15 protein-coding genes and 1 pseudogene are annotated in these 13,332 nt (G+C 47.0%); 7 read left to right on the top strand and 9 right to left on the bottom strand.

What is annotated here, in order from left to right:
- The first annotated feature begins 71 nt into the window (after positions 1–71).
- Positions 72–392 carry a TIGR03792 family protein gene (locus AC1S5B_RS08465; RefSeq protein WP_482035234.1) on the top strand — a complete coding sequence of 107 codons (321 nt, stop codon included), beginning with the start codon at positions 72–74 and terminating at the stop codon, positions 390–392.
- Positions 393–434: 42 nt separating this feature from the next.
- Here the strand turns inward: AC1S5B_RS08465 and AC1S5B_RS08460 are convergent, their stop codons facing one another.
- A complete protein-coding gene (locus AC1S5B_RS08460; protein ID WP_482035233.1) occupies positions 435–719 on the bottom strand; it encodes a hypothetical protein in 285 nt (94 codons plus the stop codon).
- 258 nt (positions 720–977) lie between these two features.
- Here AC1S5B_RS08460 and AC1S5B_RS08455 point away from each other — a divergent pair, with 258 nt between their 5' ends.
- Entirely contained in the window at positions 978–2,225 is a 1,248-nt protein-coding gene (locus AC1S5B_RS08455; RefSeq protein WP_482035232.1) for a murein hydrolase activator EnvC family protein, read from the top strand.
- A gap of 76 nt (positions 2,226–2,301) precedes the next feature.
- Here the strand turns inward: AC1S5B_RS08455 and AC1S5B_RS08450 are convergent, their stop codons facing one another.
- The 3 genes from AC1S5B_RS08450 to AC1S5B_RS08440 form a co-directional block, all read right to left on the bottom strand.
- Complete coding sequence (locus AC1S5B_RS08450; protein ID WP_482035231.1) at positions 2,302–3,807, bottom strand: AAA family ATPase; 1,506 nt, start codon at positions 3,805–3,807, stop codon at positions 2,302–2,304.
- Positions 3,808–3,882: 75 nt separating this feature from the next.
- Positions 3,883–4,317: a VOC family protein gene (locus AC1S5B_RS08445; RefSeq protein WP_482035230.1), complete on the bottom strand. Its 435-nt coding sequence runs from the start codon at positions 4,315–4,317 to the stop codon at positions 3,883–3,885.
- A 30-nt stretch (positions 4,318–4,347) separates the two neighbouring features.
- Positions 4,348–4,710, bottom strand: a complete 363-nt coding sequence (locus AC1S5B_RS08440) for a phosphomannose isomerase type II C-terminal cupin domain (RefSeq protein WP_482036610.1) — start codon at positions 4,708–4,710, stop codon at positions 4,348–4,350.
- A gap of 213 nt (positions 4,711–4,923) precedes the next feature.
- On the opposite strand from AC1S5B_RS08440, the gene AC1S5B_RS08435 reads away from it, so the two are divergent.
- The 3 genes from AC1S5B_RS08435 to AC1S5B_RS08425 all read left to right on the top strand — a co-directional run bounded on the left by AC1S5B_RS08435 (position 4,924) and on the right by AC1S5B_RS08425 (position 8,363).
- The gene (locus AC1S5B_RS08435; protein ID WP_482035229.1) at positions 4,924–5,658 is read left to right on the top strand and encodes a histidine phosphatase family protein; all 735 of its coding nucleotides are present in this window, start codon (positions 4,924–4,926) and stop codon (positions 5,656–5,658) included.
- Positions 5,659–5,854: 196 nt separating this feature from the next.
- Positions 5,855–6,793, top strand: coding sequence for a hypothetical protein (locus tag AC1S5B_RS08430; RefSeq protein ID WP_482035228.1), 939 nt, complete (start codon positions 5,855–5,857; stop codon positions 6,791–6,793).
- A gap of 205 nt (positions 6,794–6,998) precedes the next feature.
- Complete coding sequence (locus tag AC1S5B_RS08425; RefSeq protein WP_482035227.1) at positions 6,999–8,363, top strand: DNA double-strand break repair nuclease NurA; 1,365 nt, start codon at positions 6,999–7,001, stop codon at positions 8,361–8,363.
- A 24-nt stretch (positions 8,364–8,387) separates the two neighbouring features.
- On the opposite strand, the gene AC1S5B_RS08420 is transcribed toward AC1S5B_RS08425, so the two are convergent.
- Positions 8,388–8,891 (bottom strand): DNA recombination-mediator protein A, encoded by a 504-nt coding sequence (locus AC1S5B_RS08420; protein WP_482035226.1) that lies wholly within the window; start codon positions 8,889–8,891, stop codon positions 8,388–8,390.
- A gap of 337 nt (positions 8,892–9,228) precedes the next feature.
- Here AC1S5B_RS08420 and AC1S5B_RS08415 point away from each other — a divergent pair, with 337 nt between their 5' ends.
- Entirely contained in the window at positions 9,229–10,212 is a 984-nt protein-coding gene (locus AC1S5B_RS08415) for a pyruvate dehydrogenase complex E1 component subunit beta (protein WP_482035225.1), read from the top strand.
- A 285-nt stretch (positions 10,213–10,497) separates the two neighbouring features.
- On the opposite strand, the pseudogene AC1S5B_RS08410 reads toward AC1S5B_RS08415, so the two are convergent.
- Positions 10,498–10,710, bottom strand: a pseudogene (locus tag AC1S5B_RS08410) (ISNCY family transposase); the annotation flags it as partial.
- Positions 10,711–10,766: 56 nt separating this feature from the next.
- Positions 10,767–10,967: a hypothetical protein gene (locus AC1S5B_RS08405; RefSeq protein WP_482035224.1), complete on the bottom strand. Its 201-nt coding sequence runs from the start codon at positions 10,965–10,967 to the stop codon at positions 10,767–10,769.
- Positions 10,968–11,135: 168 nt separating this feature from the next.
- Here AC1S5B_RS08405 and AC1S5B_RS08400 point away from each other — a divergent pair, with 168 nt between their 5' ends.
- Positions 11,136–12,035 carry a DNA-methyltransferase gene (locus tag AC1S5B_RS08400; protein ID WP_482035223.1) on the top strand — a complete coding sequence of 300 codons (900 nt, stop codon included), beginning with the start codon at positions 11,136–11,138 and terminating at the stop codon, positions 12,033–12,035.
- Here the strand turns inward: AC1S5B_RS08400 and AC1S5B_RS08395 are convergent.
- The gene (locus AC1S5B_RS08395; protein ID WP_482035222.1) at positions 12,032–12,931 is read right to left on the bottom strand and encodes a BglI family type II restriction endonuclease; all 900 of its coding nucleotides are present in this window, start codon (positions 12,929–12,931) and stop codon (positions 12,032–12,034) included. The two genes, AC1S5B_RS08400 and AC1S5B_RS08395, sit on opposite strands and share 4 nt — an antisense overlap.
- Positions 12,931–13,164, bottom strand: a complete 234-nt coding sequence (locus AC1S5B_RS08390; protein ID WP_482035221.1) for a helix-turn-helix domain-containing protein — start codon at positions 13,162–13,164, stop codon at positions 12,931–12,933. Before AC1S5B_RS08390 ends, AC1S5B_RS08395 begins: the two co-directional genes overlap by 1 nt.
- Positions 13,165–13,332 lie beyond the last annotated feature (168 nt).

Below are 13,332 nucleotides of genomic sequence, written 5' to 3'. Positions count from 1 at the left end.
TTCGGTACGCTCTTACTATTCCCCGGTTGAAACACAGGGGCGTTACGCATTCACCCGGCAAGGAGTAATGTATGGTCATTGAGTGGTTAAAGGTTCAGGTGGCAGAAGAACTCCGGGAACTCTTTATTCAAAAAGATGAGGAAGTTTGGACGGCTGCGTTAGCTAAGTATCCCGGCTTTTTAGGGAAAGAAGTCTGGATCAGTCCTCAAGAGCCTCAAGAAGTCATTTTAGTGATTCATTGGGAAACGCGCGAGGCGTGGAAGGCAATTCCGCAAGACTATTTAAATGCGACAGAAAAACAGTTTAATCAAGCATTTGATGGGAACACTTACAAAATTATTGAAGCGGAAGACTATGATGTGCGTAAGTTTATCCAGCCTCATCGCCAGTAAGATAGTTCGCTTTGAGATGGATTGCAGAGAAGCATATCGGCTCTATGAAATAGGTTGATACTCGATAACCTGTTGGTTTAGCGTTGAAGGCGATCGCAGTTGCACCCATAAGACATAGCGCTGCTGAACCGCTGTGATAACTATGGGAATGCCTTTTTGCAATAACTCATTTGCGATCGGATAAATATCTAACCGCTGTTCCCATTTGAACTCTTGAAATAATCCATACAAATCGTTTTGATATCGCATCCCTGGGCGAACCTCACCATCCACATAAAAGTTAAATGGATGAATCATTCGTTCAGTTAGCAATTTTGGGAACATCATACGCTTTACTTAAAGTCTCACTCGCTTCTTTGCATTGTATGTAAATATTAAATAAGTTTTCTGTGCCAATTGTCTAAATAAACTAATGAAATTACTGAATTTTGTTCTTAAAACTGCTTAAGCATTCAGTAAGGATACTGAACCATGAATAAATATTTGTTAATCTTTCGGTAATTTACAGAGTCTTGAATTGCGAAATTTGTCGCCATTCTTACCGTAGGTGAGTAGAATTCCAAGGTGCTTTTCGCGATTTAGACGATGAACCCGGTGGTTAGACAGGAAGAAGTTGGTGTTAGGCTTCCCAGAGCATCAGCCGAAGGATGGCAGGTATTGTTTATCAGGCGCGTGTTTAGGCGGTTAGCGATCGCAGCCTGCATCCTGATCGTCAGCCTCGCGATCGCGCCACCAGCCCAAGCACTGCCGAATTCAGGTCACTATCTAGCGCAGGCATCAGTGGAAGATTTGCAGCGCCATCAACAAGAATTAGATCAGCAGCGATCGCAGATTAAGCAAGAGCAGAGCCAAAACAAAATTCAGGAAAGCTTGGAACACACCAAACTGAAGGGGCTGCAAAAGAATATTAAAGTCACCCAAAGCCAACTACAAGCAACCGAGAGCCAGTTAAAAACCGCCATTCAAAAGCAGCAAAGTTTAGAGGTGAAACTGGCGGCTGCGGAGCAAAGCTATCGCCAAAAACGGTTTTCCACGATTGCCCGTCTGCAATTTTTGCAGCGCCAAACCCTCGATCGCGGCTGGGCAGTGTTGCTCCAAAGCAAAAACTTAAATGATTTTTTAGATCGGCGTTCTCAGCTTAAGCGCTTATATCAAAGCGATCGCAAACGGTTAGCGGCTTTTAAAACCGATGCTGATCGCTTGGATCGTCAGCGGGATGCAGTGGAGCGTAAGAAGAATGAAGTAGGGCTGCTGACTCAAGAACTTCTGGCACAAAAAGCAGATGCAGAAGGACAAATTGCCTACCAAAAAACTTCGATTGATCGGCTCAAAAGCGATCGCCGCGCTATGGAAATAGCCCAATCGCAACTAGAGCAAGATTCCGGCACGATTAGCCTGCTGATTCAGCGTCACACGGCTCAAAATCGTTACAACATCGCCTTTCGCGGCACGGGGCAATTCATCCTGCCTTGCTTAGGAGAAATCACCAGCGGTTTTGGTTGGCGGATGCATCCGGTCTTAGGCTATGAACGGTTTCATTCTGGATTAGACCTTGGCGCAGACTATGGCACCACCATTCACGCCGCCGATCGCGGCACGGTGATTTTTGCAGGCTGGTATGGCGGCTACGGGAACGCGGTGATCATCGACCATGGCGGCAATATCACGACGCTGTATGCTCACGCTAGTGAACTGTATGTAGAAGAAGGTCAAAATATTCAACGGGGGCAGGCGATCGCGGCAGTTGGTTCCACGGGTCTTTCTACCGGACCTCATCTGCATTTTGAAGTCCGTCGAGATGGAGAACCCACTGACCCCGCAGCGTTTTTATAAGAGAGTCAGGTTTCGGGTTTCAGGTTTCAGATTTCAGTAGGAAAGAAAGTCAGCATTAATTAGGTTCCCAGATTCTCTACAATTTGAGGCTTCTCAATCGACATGCCTGTTGCAAATGAGCCATTGAGATCGTTATGGAGCCAGTTGTCGCCGCACAAATCGCCGCTTCACGAGCGATCGCTCGGATTTCTCCGGCACTCAAGGGCAGCCGCGCCAAAGCCTTCCAGTCGATGTCATCTGCCAAAGTCACTTGGGTTGGAAAAGCCTGCTGCCACAGGGTGAAACGATGGCTTTGATTGGGCTTGGGAAAGGTCAAAATCTGGCTCATTTGCTGTTGCCAGCTTGGTTTAATCAGTTCCTTTCGGTCTGTACTAAAAATCGTCAGGGCGATCGCCCGGTGGCGAGTTACTAAAAACGGCTGTAGCTCCGTAGCCAGTACCGCATTTCGCCCCAGCCAACAGTCAGCCGATTTTAACAGCAATACAGTCGGTGCCTCAGTCGTCAAGTCCACAAGCATTTGACGCCGTTCAGCTAGGTTCAGGCAAGCTAAATCAACTGACATTAAGGGAACTTGTAACTGTTGGGCGATCGCCTGTGCTGCGGTAGTTTTTCCCGTTCCTCGTTCTCCCACAAACAGCACGACGCTACCCAAAAAATCTGGGTCATGAACAGCCTGAAAGCCCCATTGCTGATCCACCTGTTGAGCATATTGAATGCGATCGCCCAAATGTTTCAGGGTCGCCATCAGTGAATTAGGTAAAAGTAGCTTCGACCACAGCGATTTTTCAGGGTGCGCGTTGACCTGCAAAATTGCTGGCGTATCTACACCAGAGGTCAGGTTTTTAGGCTCCCAAGTATCTAAACTCAAGGCAGGTAGGGGAGGCTCAGCGCTGAGAGTATCGGTTTTTTGAAGCCAGCGATCGAGCAGGGTAATATCCGGTTGATCGGATAGCAGATATTCCACAATCAGGTCAACCAGCTTAACTGGATGCTCCAAAAATGGCTCCGTGCTAGAAGTGGGTAATCTTAAAATGTCGCGTTGAACGAGCGTTGCATCTGCTGCAAATGCCAGCCGCGCCGATCGCCATTCCCCATCGTTGCGACACAGCAGCCGCAGCAGCAAATCCACCGTCGGCAAGCCCGATCCACTGCCTTGATTTGCCTCTTGCAAAAAGTTATAAAGTTTGCCGTAACGTCGACTTACTTCGGGTGCTAATGCCATCAGCACCACATTTTTTTCAAAGGGAGTTAGGCTCAACCGTTGGCATAAAGTCGGCAACCCTAAGGCAACTCCGTGCTGTTGACTGACTCGAATTTTTGATTCCATCTGTTGCTGATAGCTCAGCCCACTGCCACCCTTGCGGGGCATATCCGCAGGTGAATCGGATGAAATCGCTCCTTCCAAATTCACGATGCCTTTCCACCAGTGGCTTGTTACGCGATCTGCCTGCGATCGCGCTACCTGACTAATCTCCTTCGTCTCCTTGCGCTGCCGAGCCACCGCCGTCGCTAACACGCGGTCGAGCCAGCCTAGCTCAGTTCGCAAATAACACCAGTTATCAAAAAAAGGCTCAATATCCATAAAAAACGACGAATGGCGAATGACGCATGGTAGCAAGATCAGGATCTCTGAAATCTGAAACCTGAAACCCGAAACCTAATTTAACAATCGAATAAACTCTAGCGGTAGCCCATCCGTATCGGCGATGAAGGCAACTTCGTAAACGCGATCGCCAATCATCTGCTGCTCTGGTTTCAGCAATACTTTAAGCGGTTGTAGGAGAGATGAATCGGCGGCAATGGCTTGCTTAAATTGGTCTTGAAGCGTGTTGACCCAATCGGAAAGATCGGAGGTGTGGTTGGTCAGGTCAAAGGAAAGATGGTAATACCCCACATAATGTTCATCGTGAAAAGCATCGGGGGCAGGTTTTGGCTGGGGAATTTGAATCAGTTCAATGCGTCCCCCCAGCCCTTCCATCCAGCAAGCCAGAGTGTAACCCGTGGTAAAGCGCTCGTTTACGGCAAAACCGAGCATTTCGTAAAATGCGATCGCCTGATGAATATCTGCCGTCCGAATTGAGATGTGATGCATTCAAATCACTCATTTATTGCCAGAGCTAATCTACTGCCGAACATAATCATCTTGGAAGCGGATAATATCATCCTCTCCGAGATAATCTCCATTCTGTACCTCTATCACAATCAAAGGAATCACTCCAGGATTTTCCAACCGATGCACCTTGGTTTGAGGAACATAGGTGGATTGGTTGCTACACAGCACGATTTCTTGATTATCACAGGTGACTTTTGCCGTGCCAGATACCACAATCCAATGTTCACTTCGATGGTAGTGCATTTGTAAGCTAAGCCGATGCCCCGGATTCACTTCAATTCGTTTAATTTTGTAGCCAACTCCTTCATCCAAAACGGTGAAGGAACCCCAAGGGCGCGTATCGGTGACCCCGGTCATTTGAGCCAATGCCATCGCAGTCGCAACGGCTGCGGTTTCAGAAACGTTTTGTAGGAGTGCCATAAGTGGTATAGGTGTTAATACGTTGCAATCTTTCTTAATTAAACCCAAAATAAACGGCGATCGCACAAAGGCGAAGTGTCCGTAACACAATTTGCGATTAATACTAGGGGTTCGCTTACATGAGCGTTCTCCTGAAACCTGAAACCTGAAACCTAGGATCTGTTTGTGTTAAAGCTGCTGTTTATTCGTCATGCTCAATCGGTGGGTAACCAAGAAAAACGAATGCAAGGGCATGGAGAGTTTGAGCTATCTGAGGTAGGCAGGCAGCAGGCAGAAAAACTGGCTCGCCGATTGTTGACTGAGGGATGGCATCCTTCCCAGGTTTACACCAGTCCGTTGAAGCGGGCAGCGCAGACGACCCAGATTTTGGTAGATTATTTTTTGACTGCGCCACTTCCGGCAGCGGTGAGTGATTTGATTGATGCAACGGCGATGTCGGGTGAGAGTGCGGAGGGGGTTAGCCGCAAGATTCCAGTGCAGTTTGCAGATGAATTGAAGGAGTTTCAAAACGGCATTTTTGAAGGGTTAACTTGGGCGGAAGCAGTCAGCCGCTATCCCGATCTCTGTCAGGCGCTGGAAAGCTCACCGGATTGGATTTTGATTCCGGGGGCAGAGACGCTGGAAGATGCCAGATCGCGATCGCGGCGATTTATCCAAATGTTGCTACAACAGCATCGCAATGGTGATCACATCTGGATCGTCACCCATAGCTGGATTTTGCAACACTTGATTGCTGAATTGATGGGCAGCGATCGCTCGTGGCGACTGCGTGCCCATAACACCGCCCTGTTTGAATTTTGGATTGATCGCGATCGCTGGGAACGTACCGATCAAAATCGATTTAATACGGATCTGTGGCAAATCTATCGATTTAACGACTGCCAGCATTTACAAAGTTAAGCATTGCATTGCAGCCAACTTGAGTTATTGTATTCACACAAATCATATCTATTGCAAAATATGTAACTTACGATACAGTTGCGACTGCAATTTTTGCGGGATCTGCATTTGCAATTATTTTTAGTCCGTCCGATTGGGAAACGAGCGGCGGTTTAAGCAAAGAGTTTATTCAGTAGTTATCTGCCACGGATGAGCCATGACAAACGAGGCGAACGACATTTTTAAACAGGCAAGACAGGGAAGCGTTGCAGCCATCATTCAAGTGCTGAACGAAAAACTGGCGGATTCTGGCGTGCGAACCCGCGCTATTTTTGCCGATGGCATCCTGCAACTGTTATGTGAAGGGGTGACACTGGAACAGTTGGATCAAATTCCGCTGGTGGAGCGAATCCGGCAAATCTTAGAGGAGATCGCGCCGCGTAACATTCGTCGAGTCAACATCAACAGCCGGATTGTCCGAGAACAGCAGTTGCTTTGGCTAGATGAGATTAGCCGAGATCCCGTAAAACAGGTTTTGTGGTCGGAAGAAATTCTTTTAAAGAAACCAAACCTATTGCAGCAATGGTCGGATGATTGGAGCGATCGCAGCGCTGCACAGGCAAAATCTGATGTGACGAAAGCGTCTGTAGTGAAACCAAGGCTGAGCAAACATCGTGAGCAAAGTCAGTTTCGTCGGGGCGTAATTGGCGGCGCGATCGTCAGTTGTCTGTTGCTTGCTGGGGGATGGTTTTTTTATAACCGTTTCGGCACGTCTACTGCAACCGATTTGCAGGCTGAGACGGCTAAACCAACCTCTGCCCAATCTAATACTCCATCTCAAACTAAGTCCTCAACTGCCACGGTCAATAACTCTAGTACCCCCGATGCCTTTGTTGAAGCCGTCCGCTTAGCAGAAAGTACCTCTCAGGCGAGTCAATCCGCAAAATCTCCGGCGGAATGGCTAGGCTTAGCCGCCCAATGGCAAAAAGCCTCTGACTTAATGGCAACCGTGCCTAGCACTGATAGGCGCTACAAAACGGCTCAAGATAGAGTGGGCACTTATCGCAAAAACAGTGAGGTTTCCCTAGAAGTTGCAAAGCGTAACCAGGATACCGACATCCCAGAAACTCCTCAAACTTCTACTGAGCCTCTATAGCAGGTGTCGGGTGTCGGGTTCTAGCGGTGCAGAGGTTTGTGTACCTAGGTTTACGCCTATTGTTTGTTCTAAAAACTCTCAGGACTGATACATAACCGAGGAAAGTGCAAATAGGTAACTCAGAAAATTGACACAAGCGATCGCCCGTCAATTCAGTACAGGTGAATTATGCTATCAGTAGACGGGTAGCGTTGAGGCGTGATGAATGCTGGATTTGACTAAGTTAGCGCAACAAATGCAGGGCATTAGCCAGCACTTAACTCAAGAAGCGGTGGCAACTCGACTGCGATTAGAGAAATCGCAAACCTTGCTCGATAAAGCCTATCGACAGCAGGATGAACTAGTGATGTTGCAGGAACAGTGGCGCGATCGCATTACTTTCACTGCGGCTACTCCGATCGAACCGCTCAACCTACGAGTCAGCATCCCCACTGCTCCCGCTGCCCACACCGTCATTGCCACGGACGGCTCCCAAATTGCCCCCAGCCACCACGAAATTGCCTATTGTTATTTAATCAACATTGGGCGAATTGTGCTGCACTACGGGCAAAGCCGCCACCCCTTATTGGACAGCCTGCCAGAAGTTTTTTATCGCCCTGAAGATCTCTATCTCTCGCGGCAGTGGGGCATTCGCACCGAAGAATGGATGGGCTACCGCAGAACTGTGTCAGAGGCAGTCGCGATCGCAGAACTAGGGCAGCACGTCAAAGAAAGTTCCGAATTGCGATCGCGTGGCGTTGACCCAGGAGATATGCCGAATGCCGAATATCGAATGCCGAACTCCCAACTTCAAACTCCAAACTCCATGCGCGTAGCGTCTCCGAAGGCGTTACTCCAAACTCACCAAATAGAGCTATCGGACTTTCAAAACTTGAAACTCGAAACTCCCCCCACTCTCGCAATGGTAGACGGCTCGCTGATCTACTGGTTTTTGGAGCAGTTGCCCAGTGAGGCGCGAAATACTATTTTGCAGCCAATTCTAGAAGCATGGGAACAGTTAAGGCAGTCAAAAGTTCCCTTGGTTGGCTATCTCAGCGCCTCTCGCAGCGGGGAATCTATTAATTTTTTACGGTTGCCTGCCTGTCCCTATGATGTGCCCGATTGCATGACCCATTGTTCAGGCAAAAACGAGGTAGGGCAAAAAGATCATGCGCCTTGTCAGGTGTTGGAACCGCTGAAAGATCCAGCAATGTGGGCAATGCAGCTACAGCCCGGTCAGCGTAGCCCCATTTGGCGCAGTTCTGCCAGCATTTTAGATCTGTATGGTGACCAACACCGCGTTTATTTTTGCTATGTGCATGTGGGCACAGAAGTCGCTAGGGTGGAGTTTCCAGGCTGGGTTTTGGACGATCGCACCTTACTGGATGACGCGCTCAGTCTGGTGTTGGCGCAAGTGCAAAAGGGTTATGGTTACCCCGTCGCCTTGGCAGAGGCGCATAATCAGGCAGTGGTTCGGGGTGGCGATCGCACTCGCTTTTTTGCCTTGCTAGAGCAGCAAATGATCCGCGCCGGACTACAAAATGTTGGCGTTTCCTACAAAGAAGCCCGCAAGCGCGGCAGCATCGCCTGAAAAAGCGCTTCTGTCGCTGCTAATTTAATCGAAATAAAACAGCGTTACGATTTTGCGCTGATCTTCCGCGTCTTGGCAGGTTTTGAGCAGGGTTGCACTGTCATGAAAGGCAAAACAAATTAGCTGCTGACAGCGTGAAATAATCTCTTGATTACACACAGCGCTAGCCTCTCCCAAAGCCATATTGTCATTGTCAGGGTTCTCTACTAAATGCATGACCTGTTCAAGCTGGTCACGAGATTCTCGCGGCTGGCGATCAAGTCCTTGAGGCAAGATCACAGTCAGCAGCGACGGATCTGCCCGCATCGCCCCGCGAATTGCGGCAAGATTCGTTCCGGTTGCCCCAGATGTGATTAAGCGATTTCCCTCTAGAACAAGGGCATAGCTCATGATCTCAATTAGTTTCTGATGAGTAATCGGCACATGACGGGAACCCAGGAGGGCGATTCGCTTAGATCCCGTCTGCTGAATTGTGGCCAATTCTTGCAGAAAATCATCGACTTTAGGAATGTTGATAGACTGGCTCAATGATGCTGTCCCGACTGTACAACGGAGCATATTGTAACAGAGCTAGCCCTGCCGCACAGATTTTTTTCGTAGAATCCAGGCAATACTTAGCAATTGGCAGGGGATAGAGGACGGATCACATAGAGTGTGTTGAGCCTTGCGAAGCGGACAATGACTAATTTTGAGTTTTAAGTTTGGACTGACCCACACCACACCCCAATCAATTGCCCATAAAAGGTGCAAACTACAAAAGGCGAAATTGTGAGGGCTTCATAGGCTTTAGCTCTGGGCGATCGCAGCCGACTAGTCTAGAATTAGGATTGGCTTTGAGCAATCATTTGAGCATTTAGAGGAACCCATGGCAGACACCCTACTCTTCAACGCCCTGCGCGAGGCGATCGACGAAGAAATGTCCAAAGACCCAACCGTGATGGTCATGGGCGAAGATGTCGGGCACTACGGTGGTTCCTATAAAGTCACCAAAGACTTGTATAAAAAATATGGCGATCTACGGTTACTGGATACCCCGATCGCCGAAAACAGTTTTACCGGGATGGCGATCGGTGCGGCGATGACTGGGTTACGCCCGATCATTGAAGGGATGAACATGGGCTTTTTGCTACTAGCCTTCAACCAAATCGCTAACAATGCCGGCATGCTGCGCTATACCTCCGGCGGCAACTTCAAGATTCCCCTAGTAATTCGAGGTCCGGGCGGCGTAGGGCGACAGTTGGGAGCCGAACATTCCCAGCGCCTAGAAGCCTACTTTCAAGCAGTCCCAGGACTCAAAATCGTCGCCTGCTCTACGCCTTATAACGCCAAAGGGCTGTTGAAATCTGCCATTCGCGATAACAATCCTGTGCTGTTTTTCGAGCATGTGCTGCTCTACAACCTGAAGGAAGATTTGCCTGAGGAAGAATATTATTTGCCTCTAGACAAAGCGGAAATTGTACGCTCAGGATCAGATGTGACGGTGCTGACCTATTCGCGGATGCGCCATCATGCTATGCAAGCCGTGAAAACCCTGGAGAAAGAGGGCTATGATCCTGAAATTATTGACCTCTTGTCGCTGAAACCGCTGGATTTTGAAACGATTGGTGCGTCCATTCGCAAGACTCATCGCGTTATCGTAGTGGAAGAATGTATGCGGACGGGCGGGATTGGGGCGGAAATAGTGGCATCCATCAGCGATCGCTTCTTTGATGAACTCGACGCTCCCGTAATTCGGCTTTCCTCTCAAGACATCCCTACGCCTTACAATGGCGCATTGGAAAGCCTGACGATTGTGCAACCTCAACAAATTGTAGAAGCGGTGAAGAAGATTGTGAATAAACAGCTATAGAAAATCAGCGGTTGGTGCAACCCTATGATTTATTAGAAGACACAACATGTGGAAAGAATCCCAGACAAAGCCTTAGTGATTCGAGGATATTGCAGCTTTCCTGATGACTTCGGCGTAGAACAGGTACGCACCCAATCGGCGTAACAGCAACCTCAGTAGAATGTGCGCTAGAATCTTCAGCCGAGGATATGGCGGCGGTCATTCCTCATAGCCAGCTTGGTTGCACTGCCGTGGAAAAATTGTCAAGCTGGTGGAGATGTGATCAGCAATTCTCAGTATGGAAAATTAACTAGTGTTGGGTGGGATTTCTAGCTCTAAACCCTCAAGCATGAAGGTAAGCAGATGATCCCAACTGTCGAAATACAGGTAACGAGTTAAGGTTCGCAAATCATCGAAAAAGGTCTTGCGAGTGGGCAAGTGAGATCGTAGAAGTTTGTACTTCTGGTCGAGCCACTCCAGTAAGGTGTGAAACAACAGCGATAGTTCTGTGATTGATGCAGGATTGTGAGGCGATCGCGCCGCACGATCGAAATTAAGCGATCGTTTCTCACTGACTAAGATATGAACCGCGATCGCGTTTTGAAGGGATGGAGCGATCGCAGTCTCATTAGTTCTGTGATTGATGCAGGATCGTGCGGCGATCGCGCCGCACGATCGAAATTAAGCGATCGCTGCTCACTGACTAAAATACCACCGCGATCGCAGTTTGAAGTGATGGGGCGATCGATCATGAGGTCGTCACTTGCGGCTGGCAAACTGTGTGAGAATGCGCTGACTGTTACAACTAGCTACATAAAGCCGTCATAGAGATTCGACAAAAATGATGACTTTATGTAGCATGCTTAAGATGATGACTTTATGTAGCACTTTAGATGCAGCACCTCAAAACCGACGTAATCTATCACGCCAAGTCAGAGTACAAAATGCTCGAAATTGAGCCAAATAGTGTGGCTTTGAGTTTCTGGTCGCCGCCATATTTTGTGGGAAAGGAATATGAGAAGGAGGAGACCTTTGAATCTTGGCAAGCTATGCTGAGAAAAGTTATTGAGAATCATGCGTTAGCCCTAAAGTCAGGCGGTTTTCTAGCTATCAACATTGCAGATATTTTATGTTTTAAAGATGATGATATGCCTCGGATACAGGCTCTTAACATCTCTAATCAAAAATGCAAGGTAACAAGAGAAATGGTTTTGGAAGCTCGTGAGAAGTATCCCAATCTTAATCGTTATCAGCTAGCAGAATTACTTGGTTGTAGTGAACAAACTATTGATAGAAGACTGAACGGGAATAATATTCGCGGCGGAAAATATAATACTCAGACAAGAGTTAAGCTAGTAGGGCATTATCTTGAAGAATACGCTCATAATGTAGGAATTTATTTATATGACAAAAGGGTTTGGGTTAAAGATCCTTCTTGGGCAAATAGTCAATGGACAAGTAACACGCTGAAGGCAGTTAGTGAATATGAAGACTTGTACATCTTCTGGAAGCCAGGAGAGTATGTAATTGATAGGAGCAAGCTTTCAACTCAGGAATGGAAAGATTGGGGTTCGAGAGGTATCTGGTACATAAACAGTGTGCGAGCAAACGATGACCACGAGGCAAAGTTCCCAGAGGAGTTAGCAACACGAATAATACGACTATTTAGCGCGGAAGGTGACTTAGTGTTAGATCCATTTATGGGTAGTGGTACAACTGCTGTTGCTGCGGTTAAAACAAATCGACGATACATAGGCATAGAAAAAGAAGGTGGCTATGTAAATTTGGCTAAAGCCCGTCTGAAAGAACTATTATCTGTTCAGACAGAACTGCATTTTGCTTAGCGCACAAAAATCTCTTGAAATCTCCAGTTAGCTATACTTCTTAAAATTGCAAAGCTGACCCTACAGCGAACCTTTAAAGGATTTTTTGTTTTGTCATCTTTTCCAGGAAAGAATAGTTCAGGATATTGCTCTAGATAATTTGGTCGTTCGTGGAGAAGTAATCCGTTAGGAACCGTTGCAAAGCTGATTCTTCTGAGTGGTTGTCCTATATCAGTTGAGTTTTCTTCAAGGGATAGCATTTTGTACACAGGCTTCAGAATAACTACAACAACTGGTACGACAGTCCCATCACTAAGTACATAAATTGGAGAAATACTACAGTGGAATAAGTGGCTTGCTTTCCGACCCCTTGCGACCATTATTTCATTAACGACACCACCATCAGCAGAATTCCATCTGCCGCTCCCAGAAATTTGATTGTGAGACATTACCGTATGGTCTTGATCGTCCCTGGGTCCAACAGATTTAATATCGAGGAATAGCCAACACTTTTCTGTAAAACCACTAGTAATATTGCTAATTTCTGGATGCGTTAGCACTAATCTCACATCAGAACCTGTAGGTAGACCTACATCACGAATACTGAAATAACTCTCCAAGAGCCTCGGCAACTTATCTCCAATTGCGTGTTCACCAACCTCTATCCAATGGTACTGATCACCTATCGGCAATCTTCCTCTTTCTTCAGGCGGATAGTTTTGCCAAAATGGGTAGAGGTAGCTTGCTTCATTGAAGTCATCAACTATCTGCTTGATATTGATATTAATAATTTCATGTATTTTGGAAGATATAAATTTTTCCAGTTCGATCAGCTGAATATAGTTTTGGATGAAGTAATCTCTAGCTTGATTATAAATAATATTTATAAATAATATATTGAGAATCTCTAAAAGCATTAAACATCTTGACGCTCTTTCAGTAAGTCATGTGGCGAAACACCCAAACTTTCTGCAAGTCTTTCTAGAGTCTGTAACGTGATGTTGCGCTCACTTCTTTCAATAGCGCCGACATAAGTTCTATGCAGACCACATCTTTCAGCTAAATCCTCTTGGGATATTCCAATCCCTTTTCTTAGCTTCCTTAGATTTGTGGCTACAACTTGATTAAGTCCTAGAAATTGCTTGATCATCTAACATTAAGTAGAATCACAGATTAGATTTTATTCTTCGATCAGCCTATCCAGATGCTACTTATATATCTACAGACTATATATAGCAACCTTTTCTATAGTACGCCGTTTGGGAGGATAGGCGGAAAGATTCTGCCTATCTTCAGGTTGGTAGGACTGTCAACGATC

The organism is Leptolyngbya sp. CALU 1928 (genome assembly GCF_056784215.1).
The sequence above is the reverse complement of the archived record's forward strand: the minus strand, read 5'-3'. Positions and strand labels throughout refer to the sequence as shown.

Excerpts from the sequence above, each read along its gene's own strand:
- AC1S5B_RS08465 (WP_482035234.1), top strand. The coding sequence starts at position 72 with ATGGTCATTGAGTGGTTAAAGGTTCAGGTGGCAGAAGAACTCCGGGAA.
- AC1S5B_RS08460 (WP_482035233.1), bottom strand. The coding sequence starts at position 719 with ATGATGTTCCCAAAATTGCTAACTGAACGAATGATTCATCCATTTAAC.
- AC1S5B_RS08455 (WP_482035232.1), top strand. The coding sequence starts at position 978 with ATGAACCCGGTGGTTAGACAGGAAGAAGTTGGTGTTAGGCTTCCCAGA.
- AC1S5B_RS08450 (WP_482035231.1), bottom strand. The coding sequence starts at position 3,807 with ATGGATATTGAGCCTTTTTTTGATAACTGGTGTTATTTGCGAACTGAG.
- AC1S5B_RS08445 (WP_482035230.1), bottom strand. The coding sequence starts at position 4,317 with ATGCATCACATCTCAATTCGGACGGCAGATATTCATCAGGCGATCGCA.
- AC1S5B_RS08440 (WP_482036610.1), bottom strand. The coding sequence starts at position 4,710 with ATGGCATTGGCTCAAATGACCGGGGTCACCGATACGCGCCCTTGGGGT.
- AC1S5B_RS08430 (WP_482035228.1), top strand. The coding sequence starts at position 5,855 with ATGACAAACGAGGCGAACGACATTTTTAAACAGGCAAGACAGGGAAGC.
- AC1S5B_RS08425 (WP_482035227.1), top strand. The coding sequence starts at position 6,999 with ATGCTGGATTTGACTAAGTTAGCGCAACAAATGCAGGGCATTAGCCAG.
- AC1S5B_RS08415 (WP_482035225.1), top strand. The coding sequence starts at position 9,229 with ATGGCAGACACCCTACTCTTCAACGCCCTGCGCGAGGCGATCGACGAA.
- AC1S5B_RS08400 (WP_482035223.1), top strand. The coding sequence starts at position 11,136 with ATGCTCGAAATTGAGCCAAATAGTGTGGCTTTGAGTTTCTGGTCGCCG.
- AC1S5B_RS08395 (WP_482035222.1), bottom strand. The coding sequence starts at position 12,931 with ATGCTTTTAGAGATTCTCAATATATTATTTATAAATATTATTTATAAT.
- AC1S5B_RS08390 (WP_482035221.1), bottom strand. The coding sequence starts at position 13,164 with ATGATCAAGCAATTTCTAGGACTTAATCAAGTTGTAGCCACAAATCTA.